The following is a 13,808-nucleotide window of genomic DNA, read 5'->3' on the forward strand; positions in this document are numbered from 1 at the left end:
CGAGGGTATTCACAGGAAACGGTGCGGCCCAGTCCCCCCTGCCAGATTTCATCCGCACGAAACACGGACCGGGTCGGCGAGCGGATCAGGCCGTCGCCGGGCTCTCGGCCCACTCGCGGAGCATCGCGAGCGTCTCCTCCGGACGGTCGCGGTGGGGGCTGTGACCTGCGCCGGCCACGACCGCGTACCGGATGCGCGGATTCGCGCGCAGCACCAGGGCGGCGAGGGAGGGAGGGAGCAGCGTCTCGACCTGCGGATCGCCGGCCAGCACGAGGACCGGCGGGCGGAGGCCCGGCAGGTCCGCCAGCAGGTCCCACGGGTCGTTGTCGTCGATCGTCGCGGCGACCGCGGCCGGATCGGCGGCCCGCACCGCGGCGAGCTTCTCGGCCCGGTCCCGCTCGTCCCAGAGCGGCTGCGCGACAGCGAGCTCCTCGGCCGAGACCGCGAGACCGGCGAGCTCGCCCGCGCGGACGGCGGCCCGCTGCTCCGGGGCGAGCCGGAGCACCGGGTCCAGCAGCGCCAGGCGCCCCGCCCAGCCGGAGTCGCGGGCGGCGGCGCGCACCGCGACCGCTCCGCCGAGCGAGTGCCCGACGACGAGGTCGAACGGTCCCCGCGCGAGGGCGTCGTCGGCGTAGGCGTCGTGGCGGGAGGAGCCGCCGCGCGGCCCGTCGCCGTGTCCGCGTAGGTCGGGAGCGGAGACGCTCCAGCCCGCCGCGGTCAGCTCGCGGCTCAGCCGCCACCAGGTGCGGCCCGAACCGCCCAGGCCGTGCAGGAGCAGGACCCTGCCCGCCGTCATCGCCGGAGCCTCAGTCGAAGCGCGGGTCGCGCCCGGTGCGCTCACCGGTCGCGAGCCCGGCGATCGCGGCGAGGTCCTCGTCGTCGAGGGCGAAGCCGAAGACGTCCAGGTTCTCGCGGATCCGCTCCGGCGTCACCGACTTCGGGATCACGACGACGCCGAGCTGCACGTGCCAGCGCAGCACCGCCTGCGCCGGCGAGACGCCGTGCTTCGCGGCGACGCGGGCCAGGGCCGGCTCGTCGAGGAGGCGCCCGCGGGCCAGCGGCGACCACGCCTCGGTGACGATCCCGTGGGCGGCGTCGAAGGCGCGCAGCTCCTCCTGGGGCAGCCGCGGGTGCAGCTCGACCTGGTTGATCGCCGGCACCACTCCCGTCTCGTCGAGCAGGCGCTGCACGTGCTCCTCGGCGAAGTTCGAGACGCCGATCGAGCGGGCCCGCCCCTCGCTCTGCAGGCGCTCGAGGGCGCGGTAGGTGTCGACGTAGCGGTCGCGCGAGGGGATCGGCCAGTGCACGAGGTAGAGGTCGACGTAGTCGGTGCCGAGCAGCTCGAGGCTCCGGTCGAAGGCGGCGATCGTCTCGTCGAAGCCGTGGTCGTCGTTCCAGACCTTGGTCGTCACGAAGACCTGCTCGCGGGGGAGGCCGCTCGCGCGGATCCCCTCGCCGACTCCGCGCTCGTTGCCGTAGAGGGTGGCGGTGTCGACGTGCCGGTAGCCGGCCTCCAGGGCGACGGCGACCGTGCGGGCCGCCTCCTCGTCGCCGATCTTGTAGACGCCGAGCCCGAGCTGGGGGATCGCGCGGCCGTCGTTGAGGGGGATCAGGGGGACGCTCATGCCTCCCATGCTGGCACGCGCCTCAGACGCTCCAGTCGAGCTCGCCGTGCGGTCCCACGTGCACGTCGTCCTCGATCAGCGCCGCGAGACCGGCCACCCCGAAGAGGAGGCGCCGCTCGGCGCGCTCCGCGTCGCTGCGCTCGTCGATGCCGCGCGCGGCGAAGTGCACGTCGTGGCCCGCCTGCAGGCCCTCGACGCCGAGCCGGCCGCGGAGCGCGCGCACGGGGCGCCGGCCGATGCCGAGTCCGCGCCAGAGGGAGCCCGTCTCGAGGACCACCGCCGTCTCGGAGGCGACGACCCCGTGCTGCTCGCGGTGCGCGGTGAGCTGCCACCCGTAGCCGAGGTGGTGCAGGCGGGTCGAGTGCGGGCCGCGCCAGGCGTGCGAGGACTCCTCGCGGCGGAAGTAGACGGGACTCGGGCGGAAGGACCCCTGCCAGAGCGCGGCGGCGAGCTCCGTGCACCACTCCGGGGTCTCCGGATCGGACCAGGGGTCGAGGAGGTCGGTCCGGGCGGCGGCGCGCCGGTGCTCGCGCACCAGCTCCTCCGCGTCCTCCCGCAGTCCCATGCCGTCCCCTCGTCGTCGTGGGCCTTCACCCTAGGGTGTCCGACAGGCGCCGGACAACCGGGGTGGCGGCCTAGGAGGGCAGCGTGACCGGCTCGGTGTCGGGCAGCGGGCTGGCGTCGCGCCCGCGGAGATCCGGGTGGTACCGGCGGCCGAGCAGGGGCACCAGGAAGCCGACCAGGGCGAAGGCAGCGGCGACGACGATGGCGGCGGTCGGCCCGGCCTGGTCGATCTGCACGCCGGCGATCGCGGAGCCCAGCGCCGCGCCGATCAGCTGACCGGTGCCGACCCAGCCGTAGGCCTCCGCCGTGTCCGAGAAGCGCACGCTCGAGGCGGTGATCGCGAACAGAGCCGCGAGAGCGGGGGCGATGCCGATGCCGGCGAGGAACAGCGTGACGCACAGCCACCAGAAGTCGGTCGAGACCGCCGCCAGACCCATGCCGACCGTGACGATCAGCATCCGCCGCGCGGTCGCCCACCGGCTGATCGGGATGTGGCCGAGGGCGAGGCCGCCGACCAGGGAGCCCGCCGCGAACACGGCGAGCACGACGCCCGACTCGACTCCGCCCTCGCCGAACACCGCGACGACGCCCGCCTCGACCGCCGAGCAGGCGCCGATCAGGAGGAAGCCGACGACCGTGGCCAGCAGCACCGGGGGCTTCGTGAGCACCACGCCGAGGCGGCGCTTCGAGCGCGGGATGCGGACGCGGCCCACCTCGGGCGAGGCGATGAACCAGATCCCGCCGCCGATCAGGAACGCGGCGGCGGTCAGGATGCCCGCGACCGTCGACACCTGGATCGACACGAGCGTCGCCAGCACCGGGCCGAGCACCCAGATGATCTCCTGCGCGGAGGCGTCGAGCGAGAAGAGCGGGGTCAGCTGCGAGCTGGTGACCATCTTGGGGTAGATGGTCCGCACGGCGGGCTGCACCGGCGGCATGCTCAGGCCGGCGACGAACCCGATCACGACGAACTGCCACACCTCGAGCGGGAGCACGGCCATCGCGATGATCGCGCCCGCGCAGACCACGAGGGTGATCGTCAGCACGCGGCGCATTCCGAGCCGCCCCATCAGGCGGCTGGTCAGCGGCCCGGCGATGGCCTGCCCGATCGACATCGAGCCGAGCACCAGGCCGGCGGCGGCGTAGGAGTGGTGCACCCGCTCCACGTGCAGGAGGAACGCCAGCGAGAGCATGCCGAACGGGAAGCGCGCGGTCAGCTGCGCGAGGATGATGCGCCCCACCCCGGGGGTCTTCAGGAGATCGGTGTAGCTGCCCACCGGACGACACTAGCGCTCCGGAGGGGACTGCGGTTCGTCGAGGGAGACCGCTGCCCGAGGGCCCCTCGACGGGTCGCGGTTCCCTCGGCGGAGGGGCGCGTCAGCCGGCCAGCACCTTGCGGATCCGCTGCAGCGACACGCTCTCGGCGGTGCCGAGCGACTGCGCGAAGAAGCTCACCCGCAGCTCCTCGATCATCCAGCGGGCGCGCGCGATCCGCTCCGGGGCGTGCGCGGGCAGCGGCACGACGCCGCCTGCCGAGCGGTAGAGCTCCTGGGCCGCCTGCACCTCGTTCAGCCAGACGCGGTCGCGCCCGACGTTCTCGGCGATCTTTCCGAAGCGCTCGGTGATCCCGCCGAGGTAGCGCGGGAGGTGCCGCAGCCGCTCCACTCCGGTCGCCGAGACGAAGCCCGGGTAGACCAGACCGGAGAGCTGCTCCCGCGCATCCGTGAGGGCGGGCAGGAGCGCCATGCTCGTCGAGGCCTTGAGCGCCTTCTCGACGCCCCGGGCGGTGGTGAGGATCGTCGTGACCGTCTTCACGGTCTCGAACATCGCGTCCATGACGCTCGCCGAGACCCGGTCGCGCACGGCGTCGAACTCGGCGCGGAGGAAGAGCATCCCGTCGGGCTTCATCCGCCAGAGGACCGCGTCGACGCAGGCGAGCAGGCAGTCGGTGAAGAGCGCGGTCGTGTTCTGGTACGGGCTCTGCGCGAGCACGAGCTTCTCGTTCGAGGTGAGGTGCTGCTGCACGTAGGCGACGGGGCTCGGCGTCGCGAGCAGGAGGAGGCGGCGGACGCCTCTCGGGTGCTCGCGCGCCTGGTCCTCGGCCGTGGCGAGCAGGCGGATCGAGACAGAGTCGCCGTCGTCGATCAGGGCGGGGTAGGCGCGGATGGTGTTCCCGCCCTGCCGGGTATCGGTGACGCGGGGCAGCTCCGGCATGTCCCAGGTCTTCAGACCCCGGCGCTCGAGCGCGTCGGGGACCCGGGCCTCGACCACGCGGGCGACCTCGTCGCGGACCCGACCGCGCAGGCGCTCGGCCAGCGGGGCGAGCTCCTTGCCGGCGGCGACCGTGCGCCCCCGCTCGTCGGCGACGGCGAAGGTGACCCGCAGGTGCGAGGGGATGCGCTCGAGGTCGAAGTCCTCGGGCTGCACCACCACGCCGGCCTCGCGGCGGATCGCTCCGGCCAGGGTCGCCGCGAACGACTCCGTCGGCGGGTTCGGCACGTCGTGCGGCAGGGACGCGGTGAGCTTGCGCGCCCAGTCGTTCGCGGGCACCACGTTCCGGCGCAGGTGCTTGGGCAGCGCCTTGATCATCGCGGTGACCAGCTCGGCCCGGAGCCCCGGCACCAGCCAGTCGAAGCCGAGGGGCGTCACGCGGGGCAGGAGCGCGAGCGGCACGTGCACCGTCACTCCGTCCTCCTCCGTCCCCGGCTCGAACCGGTACGAGAGGCGGAAGCGCTGGTCGGCCTGGCGCCACTGCGTGGGGAACGCGGTCTCGTCGATCTGCTCCGCGTCCTCGGGGAGGAGCGTCTCCTGCGTCATCGTCAGCAGGTCGGGCTCGTCGTGCTGGGTCGTCCGCCACCAGGAGTCGAACGAGCGCACCGAGGTGATGTCGCGCGGGAGTCGGCGGTCGTAGAAGTCGAACACTGCCTCGTCGTCGACGAGCAGGTCGCGGCGGCGCGTGCGCTCCTCCAGCCGCTCGAGCTCGGCCCGCAGGGCCCGGTTCTTGCGGTCGAAGGCGTGGCGCGACTCCCACTCGCCCTCGACGAGGGCGTGCCGGATGAACAGCTCGCGGGCGTACGAGGCGTCGATCCGCGAGAACTGCACGCGGCGGCGGGCGATGATCGGCACGCCGTAGAGCGTGACCTTCTCGTAGGCGACGGCCGCGCCCTGCGACTTCTCCCAGTGCGGCTCGCTGAACTGCCGCTTGACGAGGTCGCCCGCGATCGCCTCGGCCCAGGCCGGATCGATCGCGGCGTTCGAGCGGGCGAAGAGGCGGCTGGTCTCGACCAGCTCGGCGCTCATCACCGCGTCGGGGAGCTTCTTGGCCAGGGCGCTGCCGGGGAAGATCGAGAACTTCGCGTTGCGGGCGCCGATGTACTGCACGTTCTGGCGCTCGCGGCTCTTCGCCGCGCGCTGCGCCTGCTGCGAGGTGGTGTCCTTGATGCCCAGGTGCGAGAGCAGGCCGGCCAGGAGGCTCCGGTGGATCCCGTCGGGGTCGATCTTCGGCTCGCCCAGCGCGAGCTTGAGGGGGCGCGCGAGCTGGCGCAGCTGGCGGAACACGTCCTGCCACTCGCGCACGCGCAGGTAGTTGAGGTACTCGGCCTTGCACAGGCGCCGGAAGGCGCTCGAGGAGAGCTCCTCCTGCTTCTCCTCCACGTAGTTCCAGAGGTTCAGCAGGGTGAGGAAATCGCTGGTGGGGTCGACGAAGCGCGCGTGCTGCTGGTCGGCCTGCGCGCGGCGCTCGAGCGGGCGCTCGCGGACGTCCTGGATCGTGAGGCCCGCGACGATCGCCATCACCTCGCGGCTGACGCCGTGGCGGCGCGACTCGATCACCATCCGGCCGAAGCGCGGATCGATGGGGAGCCGCGCGAGGTCGCGCCCGATGCGCGTGAGCTGCGGTGCGGCCTCCGCCCCCTTGCGCGGGACGCCGCTCGAGTGCGCGCTCGGCGGCGTGTCGCGCACCGGAGCGGCATCCCGTGGAGCAGCGGAGGCGGCGGAGGGGGAGCCGGGGACGCGGAGGGCGCCGAGCTCCGTGAGCAGGTCGAGGCCGTCCTTGATGCCGCGGGAGTCGGGCGGAGTGAGGAACGGGAACGACGCGATGTCGCCCAGTCCGAGCGAGATCATCTGCAGGATCACCGCGGCCAGGCCCGTGCGCAGGATCTCGGGATCGGTGTACTCGGGGCGGCGGAGGTAGTCCTCCTCGGAGTAGAGGCGGATCGCGATGCCCGCGCTCGTGCGGCCCGAGCGGCCGGAGCGCTGATTCGCGGAGGCCTGCGACACCGCCTCGATCGGCAGCCGCTGCACCTTCGAGCGGGCGCTGTAGCGCGAGATGCGGGCCGTGCCGCCGTCGATCACGTAGCGGATCCCCGGGACGGTGAGGCTCGTCTCCGCCACGTTGGTCGCGAGCACGACGCGGCGGCGGACGCCGGGGGTGCGCCCCTTCTCGAAGACGCGGTGCTGATCGGCCGCCGACAGGCGCCCGTAGAGGGGGAGCACCTCGGTGCCCGGCAGGTTCCGACCGCGGATGGCGTCCTCGGCGTCGCGGATCTCGTTCTCGCCCGAGAGGAACACCAGGACGTCGCCCGGATCCTCGCGCGCCAGCTCGGCCAGGGCGTCGGCGATGCCGGTCATCAGGTCGCGGCTGCCGCTCGTCGCGTCGGGGACGTCGGTGTCGTCGTCCTCCTCCGGTTCCTCGGCGACCAGCGGGCGGTAGCGGATCTCGACCGGGTAGGTGCGGCCGGAGACCTCGATGATCGGCGCGGGCTCGCCGGCGGCGTCGGCGAAGTGGGCCGCGAAGCTCTGCGGATCGATCGTCGCCGAGGTGATGATCACCTTCAGGTCGGGGCGCTGCGGCAGCAGGCGGTGCAGGTAGCCCAGGAGGAAGTCGATGTTGAGGCTGCGCTCGTGCGCCTCGTCGATGATGATCGTGTCGTACCGGCTGAGCATCCGGTCGTGGTTCATCTCGTTGAGCAGGATGCCGTCGGTCATCAGCTTGATCCGCGTCGAGGCGGACGCCTTGTCGGTGAACCGGACCTGGTAGCCGACCAGCCCGCCGACCTCGTCGTCGAGCTCCTCCGCGATGCGCTCGGCGATGGTGCGCGCGGCGATGCGCCGGGGCTGCGTGTGCGCGATGCTCTCGCGGCCGAGCTCCAGGCAGATCTTCGGCAGCTGGGTCGTCTTGCCCGATCCGGTCGCGCCGGCGACGATGACCACCTGGTGGTCGCGGATCGCGGCGGCGATGTCGTCGCGCCGCGCCGACACGGGGAGTTCGGGCGGGTAGCGGATGCTGAGCACGTCTGACATGAGCCCTCCATCCTACGCCGCGTGCGACAATGCCCTGTCTCGTGAAACATCGCGGGCCACCCTGCCCGGTCGGGCGCTCCGGCGCCGGTCGACCGCGGCGCACGATCCCGTGGAGCACCCCGATGAATCCGCAGTCCCTGCTGGTCGTGCTGAACATCGTGCTGCTGCTCTTCGCGATCCGGGGCGTGCTGTCGAACCCGAGGCTCTCGAAGGTCGCGAAGGTCTCCTGGGTGGCGTTCATCGTGATCGCGCCGTTCATCGGCAGCCTCGCCTACCTGGCGGTGGGCCGTCGCGGTGGGAGCGGCGGAGGCGGCACGGTCGTGCGCGGCACGGAGCGGCCGTCGGGCTGGTTCTTCGAGCGCTGAGCGGCCGGGCGGGCCGGCGGCGGGGGAGACCCGCGGACCTCGGCGTCCCGCGGACCTCCTGACCCTCCGTCCCGCGGCAACCCCCTGACCGGAGGCTCCGCCCACGTCTAGCGTGGGGCGCATGGCCGATCGTCTGCGCTCCAGTGTCAGCCCCTACCTCCGCTCGCACGCGGACAATCCGGTCGACTGGTTCCCCTGGGGCGAGGAGGCGTTCGCCGAGGCGGTGCGCCGCGACGTCCCGGTGATGGTGTCGATCGGCTACTCCACCTGCCACTGGTGCCACGTGATGGCGCGGGAGTCGTTCTCGGATCCGGTGCTCGCCGCTCGGCTGAACGCGGACTTCGTCGCGGTGAAGGTCGACCGCGAGGAGCATCCGGACGTCGACACGGCCTACCTGACGGCCGCGAGCGCGTTCACCCGGCAGCTCGGCTGGCCGCTGACGGCCTTCGCCACCCCCGCCGGCGAGACCTTCTTCGCCGGCACCTACTTCCCGCCGCGCGCCGTCGGCGGCGTGCCCGCCTTCTCCGACGTCCTCGACGCGGTCTCGGAGGCGTGGCGGCTGCGGCGCGACGAGGTGCAGGCGACGGCGGGCGGCCTGGCCGCGGCCCTGCGCGAGGCGACCGCGGCGCTGCCCGCCGATGCCGCGCTGCCCGGCGACGCCGAGCTCGACGGCGCCGTCCGCGCACTCGCGGACGAGGAGGACCAGGTGCACGGCGGCTTCGGCGGCGCCCCGAAGTTCCCGGTCGCCCCCGTGCTCGGGTTCCTGGCCTCGCGGCCCTCGGGAGCGGCGCTCGCCGAGCGCACGCTGCTCGCGCTGGCCGCGTCCCCTCTCCGCGACCGCGACGGGGGCTTCTTCCGCTACGCGACGCAGGCCGACTGGAGCGATCCGCACTACGAGCGGATGCTGTACGACAACGCGCAGCTGCTGGACGTCGCGGCCGTCCTGCTCGGGCACGACGGCGCCCGGGTGGAGGAGCTGACCGGAATCGCGGAGGGGGTCGCCGCGTTCCTCCTGACCACTCTCGAGCGGCCGGGCGGCGGCTTCGCGTCGGCGCAGGACTCGGAGAGCATCGTCGACGGTCAGCGCTCGGAGGGCGGCTACTACCTCGCCGAGGACCGGTCCCGCCTCGCGCCTCCCGCTCTCGACGAGAAGGTCGTCACCGGCTGGAACGGCCTGGCGATCCGCGCGCTCGCCCGCGCCGGACGCGTGCTCGGACGGGAGGAGTGGATCGACGCCGCCCGGCGCGCGGCGGACGCGGTGCTGCAGCGGCACCTCGTCGACGGCCGCGTCGCGGTGCGCGCCTCCCTCGACGGTGCCGTCTCCGCGGCCCGCCCGGCGCTGGAGGACCTCGGGATGCTGGCCGGCGGGCTCCTCGAGCTCGCCCTGGCGGAGGGCCGCCCGCTCTACGCGGTCGCGGCGCGCACCCTGATCGACGGCGCGCTCGACGCGGCCGACGGCCCGCTGCCGTTCGCGCTGCCCGGGGGAGGGGACCCGGCGCTGACCGCGCGGGGACTCCTGCTCGCGGCCGACCCCTCCGAGGGCGCCTACCCCTCCGGCCTGTCGGCGACGGCGGACGCGGCGCACGAGCTGTACCTGCTCACCGGATCGCAGCGCTACCGGGAGGCGGCCGAGGCGGTCGTCGCCTCGATCGCTCCGGGCGCGGTCCGCCAGCCGATGGGCTTCGGCGCCGTGCTCGGGCTCGCTTCGCGGCTGGCTCGCCCGGTGCGGCAGATGGTCGTCGTGGGCCCCGGAGCGGCGGAGGCGGTGCAGGGCGCCCGGTCGGCCGGAATCGGCGTGCTGGTCGGCGTGTCCGACGAGGGCGCCCGGGACTGGGCGGACGCGGGCTTCGAGCTGTTCGAGGGGCGGATCTCGCGGGAGGGGCTGCCGACCGCCTACTCCTGCGAGGCCTTCGTCTGCGCCCTGCCGACGACCCGCCTCCCGGAGGAGCTGCTCACGCGGCCGTGACCACCAGCGGCGCCGCGGGGTCGGCGGCCCACTCGTTGAGCGAGCCGTCGTAGACGACCGCCGTGTGGACTCCGAGCACCGCCAGTGCGAGTGCATCGGCCGTCGCGGCGATCCCGCCCCCGCAGTAGAGGACGATCCGCTCGGCCTGGAGAGCGTCTCCGAACAGCGACCGCAGCCGCTCCGGCGGCAGGAGCGTGTTGTCGGCCCGGTCGACGAGCCGCCCGGCGGGAACGCTCCGCGAGCCCGGCAGGTGTCCGAGGCGGGGTCGGCGCCCCTCCTCCCCGGTGAACTCCTTCGGCGGGACCGCGCAGACCAGCGCCCCGGGAGCCTCGCCGCGCACGACGCTCTCGACGCCGGCCTTGTCGATCCAGAGCGGCCGCTCCTCGCGCACGCTGATCCCTCCGCCCACGGCGGGCTCGACGTGCCCCGTCTCGATCGGGCGCTCCTCCCGCCGCCAGGCCGGGAGCCCCCCGTCGAGCACCGCGACGGCGTCGTGCCCGGCCGAGCGCAGCAACCACCACAGGCGCGAGGCCCACTGGCCGACCGCGGAGTCGTACACGACGACCACCGAGTCGTCGTCGATGCCGAGCGCGGCCGTCGCGGCGGCGAAGCGCTCCGGGTCGAGCCGGGTGAAGGGCAGGGGAGCCGCCGGATCGGACAGCTGCTCGAGCAGGTCGCCGAACACGGCGCCGGGGACATGCCCCTCGAGGAGGTACTGCTCGTCGCCGCTCAGGTAGCCGGGCCGCCCGTCGAAGCCGGGCACGAGCAGCACGCTGGCGTCGACGACGACGAGGTGCTCGCGGCCGAGCTGGTCGGCGAGCCACTGGGTCGAGACGATCGGCCGGGCGAGGTACGGGACGGAGGAGGTGCTCACCCGCCCCACGCTAGGCGCGACCGCCGACAGGCGCGCCCCCGTGCGTCACGCACGGTCACGGACGCCGCCGGGCGCTCAGCACTCGATGACGTTGACCGCGAGGCCGCCCTCGCTCGAGCCGCCACCCTCTTGTCCAGACGCCGCCCTCCTGAGGTCGTCTCGCGGCCGACAGCGGTGTCTCGAGACGGCTCCCTCGCCCGCGACGCCGCTTCCCCCGTGAGCCAGCTACTGCATCCCGAGCCGCCGCCCTCTCGTCGATCCGTCGCCCTCTCGTCGAGACGCCGTCGTCTCGATGCCGTCTCGCGGCAGACTGCGGTGTCTCGATGGGTGTCGTCGCTCGCGACGCCGTCCTCCGCTCGCGCCGCCGTCTTCCGTCGAGCCGCCGTCCTTCGGCGGCCGGCTCATGCATTACGGCGGTGTCTCGGTGGGGAGTCGTCGGTCGCGATCCCGCGCTCTGCTGGAATCCGTCGCCGGTCGCCGGCTCCCCGGACGGGCTCCGAGACGGTCGGCCGGCCTGGACCGTTCGAGCGAAGCAGATGCTCCTCCACAGGCCGCCGTTCTCCCCAGATCCGCCGACGGCGCTCCGCGACGCTCGACGAGCGCGCAGGATCGGCGGATGACCGAGCTCCCTCTCTTCTTCGTCCGAGATCTACGTGAACGCGGCACCGTCTCCGCTCTTCCCCGCGAGCGCGACCTGGAGGCGCTCTGGCGCGGAGTGCGCACCCCCGCAGCCGAGTGGAGGAAGGCCTCGGAGCGCGACCGCCAGCACGCCCGCGCCCGCGCCGCGGTCCTCTCCCGGCGCGACGGCGTGCTCGTCGGAGAGTCGGCCGCCGTCCTGCACGGCCTCCCGCTGATCGAATCGCTCGATCCGCGGGTCCACGTCCTCGCTCGTCCCCAGGTGGGCAGCCGCACGAGGGCCGGCGTGCGCGAGCGGAGCTTCGCCGTGCCCCCAAAGGTGGTGGAGGTCGACGGTGTGCCGGTCGCCTCCCTCGCCGACACCGTGGTCGATGTCGCTCGTCATTCGAGTCTGCGGCGCGCGGTCGTCGTGGTCGATCACGTTCTCCACGCCGAGTCGAGGAGCGGCGGCGACCCCGAGCGCCTCCGCGAGAGGCTGCGGCACCTGCTGGCGGAGGCGGGACCCGGCCGCGGTGTGCGGACGGCCGGCGAGGCGATCGCCTTCGCCGACGCCCGTGCAGAGTCACCCCTCGAGTCGCTGAGCCGCGTCGTCATCGCCGCAGCAGGTCTGCCGGAGCCGCGTCTCCAGCACGTGTGGCGTCTGCCGGACGGGACACGAGCGGTCACCGACTTCGACTGGCCCGAGCACGGGCTGGTCGGCGAGGCCGACGGGCGGGCGAAGTACGCGCTGTCGGCTGCCGAGCACTTCGACGACCTGGCCGCCGCCGTCTTCCGCGAGAAGCGCCGCGAGAACGCGTTGCGCTCCCTGGGGCCGCGGATCGTGCGCTGGGAGTGGCGGGACGCGCTCGACGGCGCTCCCCTCGTCGCACTCCTGCGCGCAGCGGGCCTTTCCCAGCGCCGGGGCAGCCGCAGGATCGACGGATCAGTGGCCGGTTGAGCGCTGACGAGACGCCGCCAGAAGTGACGAAGCACCGGTCCGCCGACGGTGTCTCGATGAGACCGGGACGTCCGGACGCCGTCGAGACCGGGCGCTCAGCACTCGATGACGTTGACCGCGAGGCCGCCCTCGCTCGTCTCCTTGTACTTCGACGACATGTCGATGCCGGTCTGGCGCATCGTCTCGATGACCGCGTCGAGCGAGACGCGGTGGTCGCCGTCGCCGTGCAGCGCGAGGCGGGCCGCGCTCACGGCGGTGGAGGAGGCGATCGCGTTCCGCTCGATGCAGGGGATCTGCACGAGCCCGCCGACCGGGTCGCAGGTCAGTCCGAGGTGGTGCTCCATCGCGATCTCGGCCGCGTTCTCGACCTGGCGCGGACTGCCGCCGAGCACCGCGCAGAGCGCTGCGGCGGCCATCGCGCAGGCCGAGCCGACCTCGCCCTGGCAGCCCGCCTCCGCACCGGAGATCGAGGCGTTCGTCTTGCAGAGCGAGCCGATCGCGGTGGCGGTGAGGAGGAAGCGGCGCAGCCCCGCGCGGTCGGCGCCCGGGACGAAGCGGAGGTAGTAGTGCCCGACGGCGGGGATGATGCCCGCCGCTCCGTTCGTCGGAGCCGTCACGACGCGCCCGCCCGCGGCGTTCTCCTCGTTCACCGCGAGGGCGAAGGCGTGGAGCCACTCCACCGAGGTCGCGCGGGCGCGGTCGAGAGGGTCCTCCTCGAAGGCCTCGAGGCGCTCGCGCAGCACCGAGGCGCGGCGGCGGACGCCCAGGCCGCCCGGCAGCACGCCGTCGGTCGCCAGGCCGTGCTCGACGCAGGCGGCCATGGCGTCCCAGATCGCGTCGAGGCGGGCGTCGATGTCGACCCCGGGGTGCAGAGCGCGCTCGTTCGCGGCGGCGATCTCGGCGATGCCGGAGCGGGTCCGGTCGCAGGTCGCCAGCAGGTCGAGCCCGGAGACGAAGGGGTAGGGGTGCGGGGCCAGCGCAGCCAGCTCGGCGCGCTCGCCCGCGCGCCGGATGAAGCCGCCGCCGATCGAGTAGTAGGTCTCCTCCCACACCGGCAGCGCGTCGTCGCCGACCCAGACGCTGAAGGTGAGGGCGTTCGGGTGCTCCGGCAGCCTCGTGCGCGGCTCGAAGACGACGTCGTCGCGCGTCATCGCGAGGCGCTGCTCGCCGGCCAGCAGGATCGTCCCCTCCGCGTCGAGGCGCTGCCATGCCCCGCGCACCAGCGCCGGGTCGCACGTCTCGGGGTCCAGGCCGGCGAGACCGGCGACCACCGCGTCGGGGGTGCCGTGGCCGATCCCGGTGGAGCCGAGCGAGCCGTAGAGGGTGCATCCCACCCGGCTCACGCGGCCGAGGAGCCCGGCGTCGCGGATCCGCTCGGCGAGGGCGAGGGCGGCGCGCATCGGTCCGACGGTGTGCGAGCTGGACGGGCCGATCCCGACGCTGAACAGGTCGAGGACGGAGACGTAGGCGCTCATCCGTCGAGCGTACGCCCGTCCGCGGACGGGGGAGGGCGGGCACCCTCGTGGACGCCCGCCCTCCT

The 13,808-nt window shown here is 73.9% G+C and carries 10 protein-coding genes; 3 read left to right on the forward strand and 7 right to left on the reverse strand.

Annotated features, from left to right (window positions below):
* Nucleotides 1-85: 85 nt before the first annotated feature.
* The 5 genes from C5C53_RS10970 to hrpA all read right to left on the reverse strand — a co-directional run bounded on the left by C5C53_RS10970 (nucleotide 86) and on the right by hrpA (nucleotide 7,490).
* Complete coding sequence (locus C5C53_RS10970) at nucleotides 86-796, reverse strand: alpha/beta fold hydrolase (RefSeq protein ID WP_104267539.1); 711 nt, start codon at nucleotides 794-796, stop codon at nucleotides 86-88.
* A gap of 10 nt (nucleotides 797-806) precedes the next feature.
* Nucleotides 807-1,625, reverse strand: coding sequence for an aldo/keto reductase (locus tag C5C53_RS10975; protein ID WP_104267550.1), 819 nt, complete (start codon nucleotides 1,623-1,625; stop codon nucleotides 807-809).
* Nucleotides 1,626-1,647: 22 nt separating this feature from the next.
* On the reverse strand, nucleotides 1,648-2,190 hold the full coding sequence (locus C5C53_RS10980) for a hypothetical protein (RefSeq protein ID WP_104233702.1): 543 nt from the start codon (nucleotides 2,188-2,190) through the stop codon (nucleotides 1,648-1,650).
* A 70-nt stretch (nucleotides 2,191-2,260) separates the two neighbouring features.
* Nucleotides 2,261-3,466, reverse strand: coding sequence for an MFS transporter (locus C5C53_RS10985; RefSeq protein WP_104222308.1), 1,206 nt, complete (start codon nucleotides 3,464-3,466; stop codon nucleotides 2,261-2,263).
* 100 nt (nucleotides 3,467-3,566) lie between these two features.
* Nucleotides 3,567-7,490 carry an ATP-dependent RNA helicase HrpA gene (gene hrpA / locus C5C53_RS10990; RefSeq protein ID WP_104267540.1) on the reverse strand — a complete coding sequence of 1,308 codons (3,924 nt, stop codon included), beginning with the start codon at nucleotides 7,488-7,490 and terminating at the stop codon, nucleotides 3,567-3,569.
* 122 nt (nucleotides 7,491-7,612) lie between these two features.
* Between hrpA and C5C53_RS10995 the strand changes: the two genes are divergently transcribed.
* Together C5C53_RS10995 and C5C53_RS11000 are read left to right on the forward strand one after the other, a co-directional pair.
* Complete coding sequence (locus C5C53_RS10995; protein ID WP_160033960.1) at nucleotides 7,613-7,855, forward strand: PLDc N-terminal domain-containing protein; 243 nt, start codon at nucleotides 7,613-7,615, stop codon at nucleotides 7,853-7,855.
* 121 nt (nucleotides 7,856-7,976) lie between these two features.
* A complete protein-coding gene (locus C5C53_RS11000) occupies nucleotides 7,977-9,821 on the forward strand; it encodes a thioredoxin domain-containing protein (protein WP_104267541.1) in 1,845 nt (614 codons plus the stop codon).
* Here the strand turns inward: C5C53_RS11000 and C5C53_RS11005 are convergent.
* A complete protein-coding gene (locus C5C53_RS11005) occupies nucleotides 9,808-10,695 on the reverse strand; it encodes a sulfurtransferase (protein ID WP_146084668.1) in 888 nt (295 codons plus the stop codon). The genes C5C53_RS11000 and C5C53_RS11005 overlap by 14 nt on opposite strands.
* Before the next feature lie 616 nt (nucleotides 10,696-11,311).
* On the opposite strand from C5C53_RS11005, the gene C5C53_RS11010 reads away from it, so the two are divergent.
* Nucleotides 11,312-12,268, forward strand: coding sequence for a hypothetical protein (locus C5C53_RS11010; protein WP_104267543.1), 957 nt, complete (start codon nucleotides 11,312-11,314; stop codon nucleotides 12,266-12,268).
* Between the two features lie 95 nt (nucleotides 12,269-12,363).
* Here the strand turns inward: C5C53_RS11010 and C5C53_RS11015 are convergent, their stop codons facing one another.
* Nucleotides 12,364-13,743 carry an L-serine ammonia-lyase gene (locus tag C5C53_RS11015; protein ID WP_104267544.1) on the reverse strand — a complete coding sequence of 460 codons (1,380 nt, stop codon included), beginning with the start codon at nucleotides 13,741-13,743 and terminating at the stop codon, nucleotides 12,364-12,366.
* Nucleotides 13,744-13,808: the final 65 nt, after the last annotated feature.

The sequence above is a fragment of the Rathayibacter sp. AY1E3 genome (assembly GCF_002932235.1).
GTDB lineage: Bacteria > Actinomycetota > Actinomycetes > Actinomycetales > Microbacteriaceae > Rathayibacter.

What these genes read in the sequence shown, in the direction of transcription:
- C5C53_RS11015 (WP_104267544.1), bottom strand. Translation starts at nt 13,743, where the DNA reads ATGAGCGCCTACGTCTCCGTCCTCGACCTGTTCAGCGTCGGGATCGGC.
- C5C53_RS10970 (WP_104267539.1), bottom strand. Translation starts at nt 796, where the DNA reads ATGACGGCGGGCAGGGTCCTGCTCCTGCACGGCCTGGGCGGTTCGGGC.
- C5C53_RS11010 (WP_104267543.1), top strand. Translation starts at nt 11,312, where the DNA reads ATGACCGAGCTCCCTCTCTTCTTCGTCCGAGATCTACGTGAACGCGGC.
- C5C53_RS10995 (WP_160033960.1), top strand. Translation starts at nt 7,613, where the DNA reads ATGAATCCGCAGTCCCTGCTGGTCGTGCTGAACATCGTGCTGCTGCTC.
- hrpA (WP_104267540.1), bottom strand. Translation starts at nt 7,490, where the DNA reads ATGTCAGACGTGCTCAGCATCCGCTACCCGCCCGAACTCCCCGTGTCG.
- C5C53_RS10980 (WP_104233702.1), bottom strand. Translation starts at nt 2,190, where the DNA reads ATGGGACTGCGGGAGGACGCGGAGGAGCTGGTGCGCGAGCACCGGCGC.
- C5C53_RS10975 (WP_104267550.1), bottom strand. Translation starts at nt 1,625, where the DNA reads ATGAGCGTCCCCCTGATCCCCCTCAACGACGGCCGCGCGATCCCCCAG.
- C5C53_RS11000 (WP_104267541.1), top strand. Translation starts at nt 7,977, where the DNA reads ATGGCCGATCGTCTGCGCTCCAGTGTCAGCCCCTACCTCCGCTCGCAC.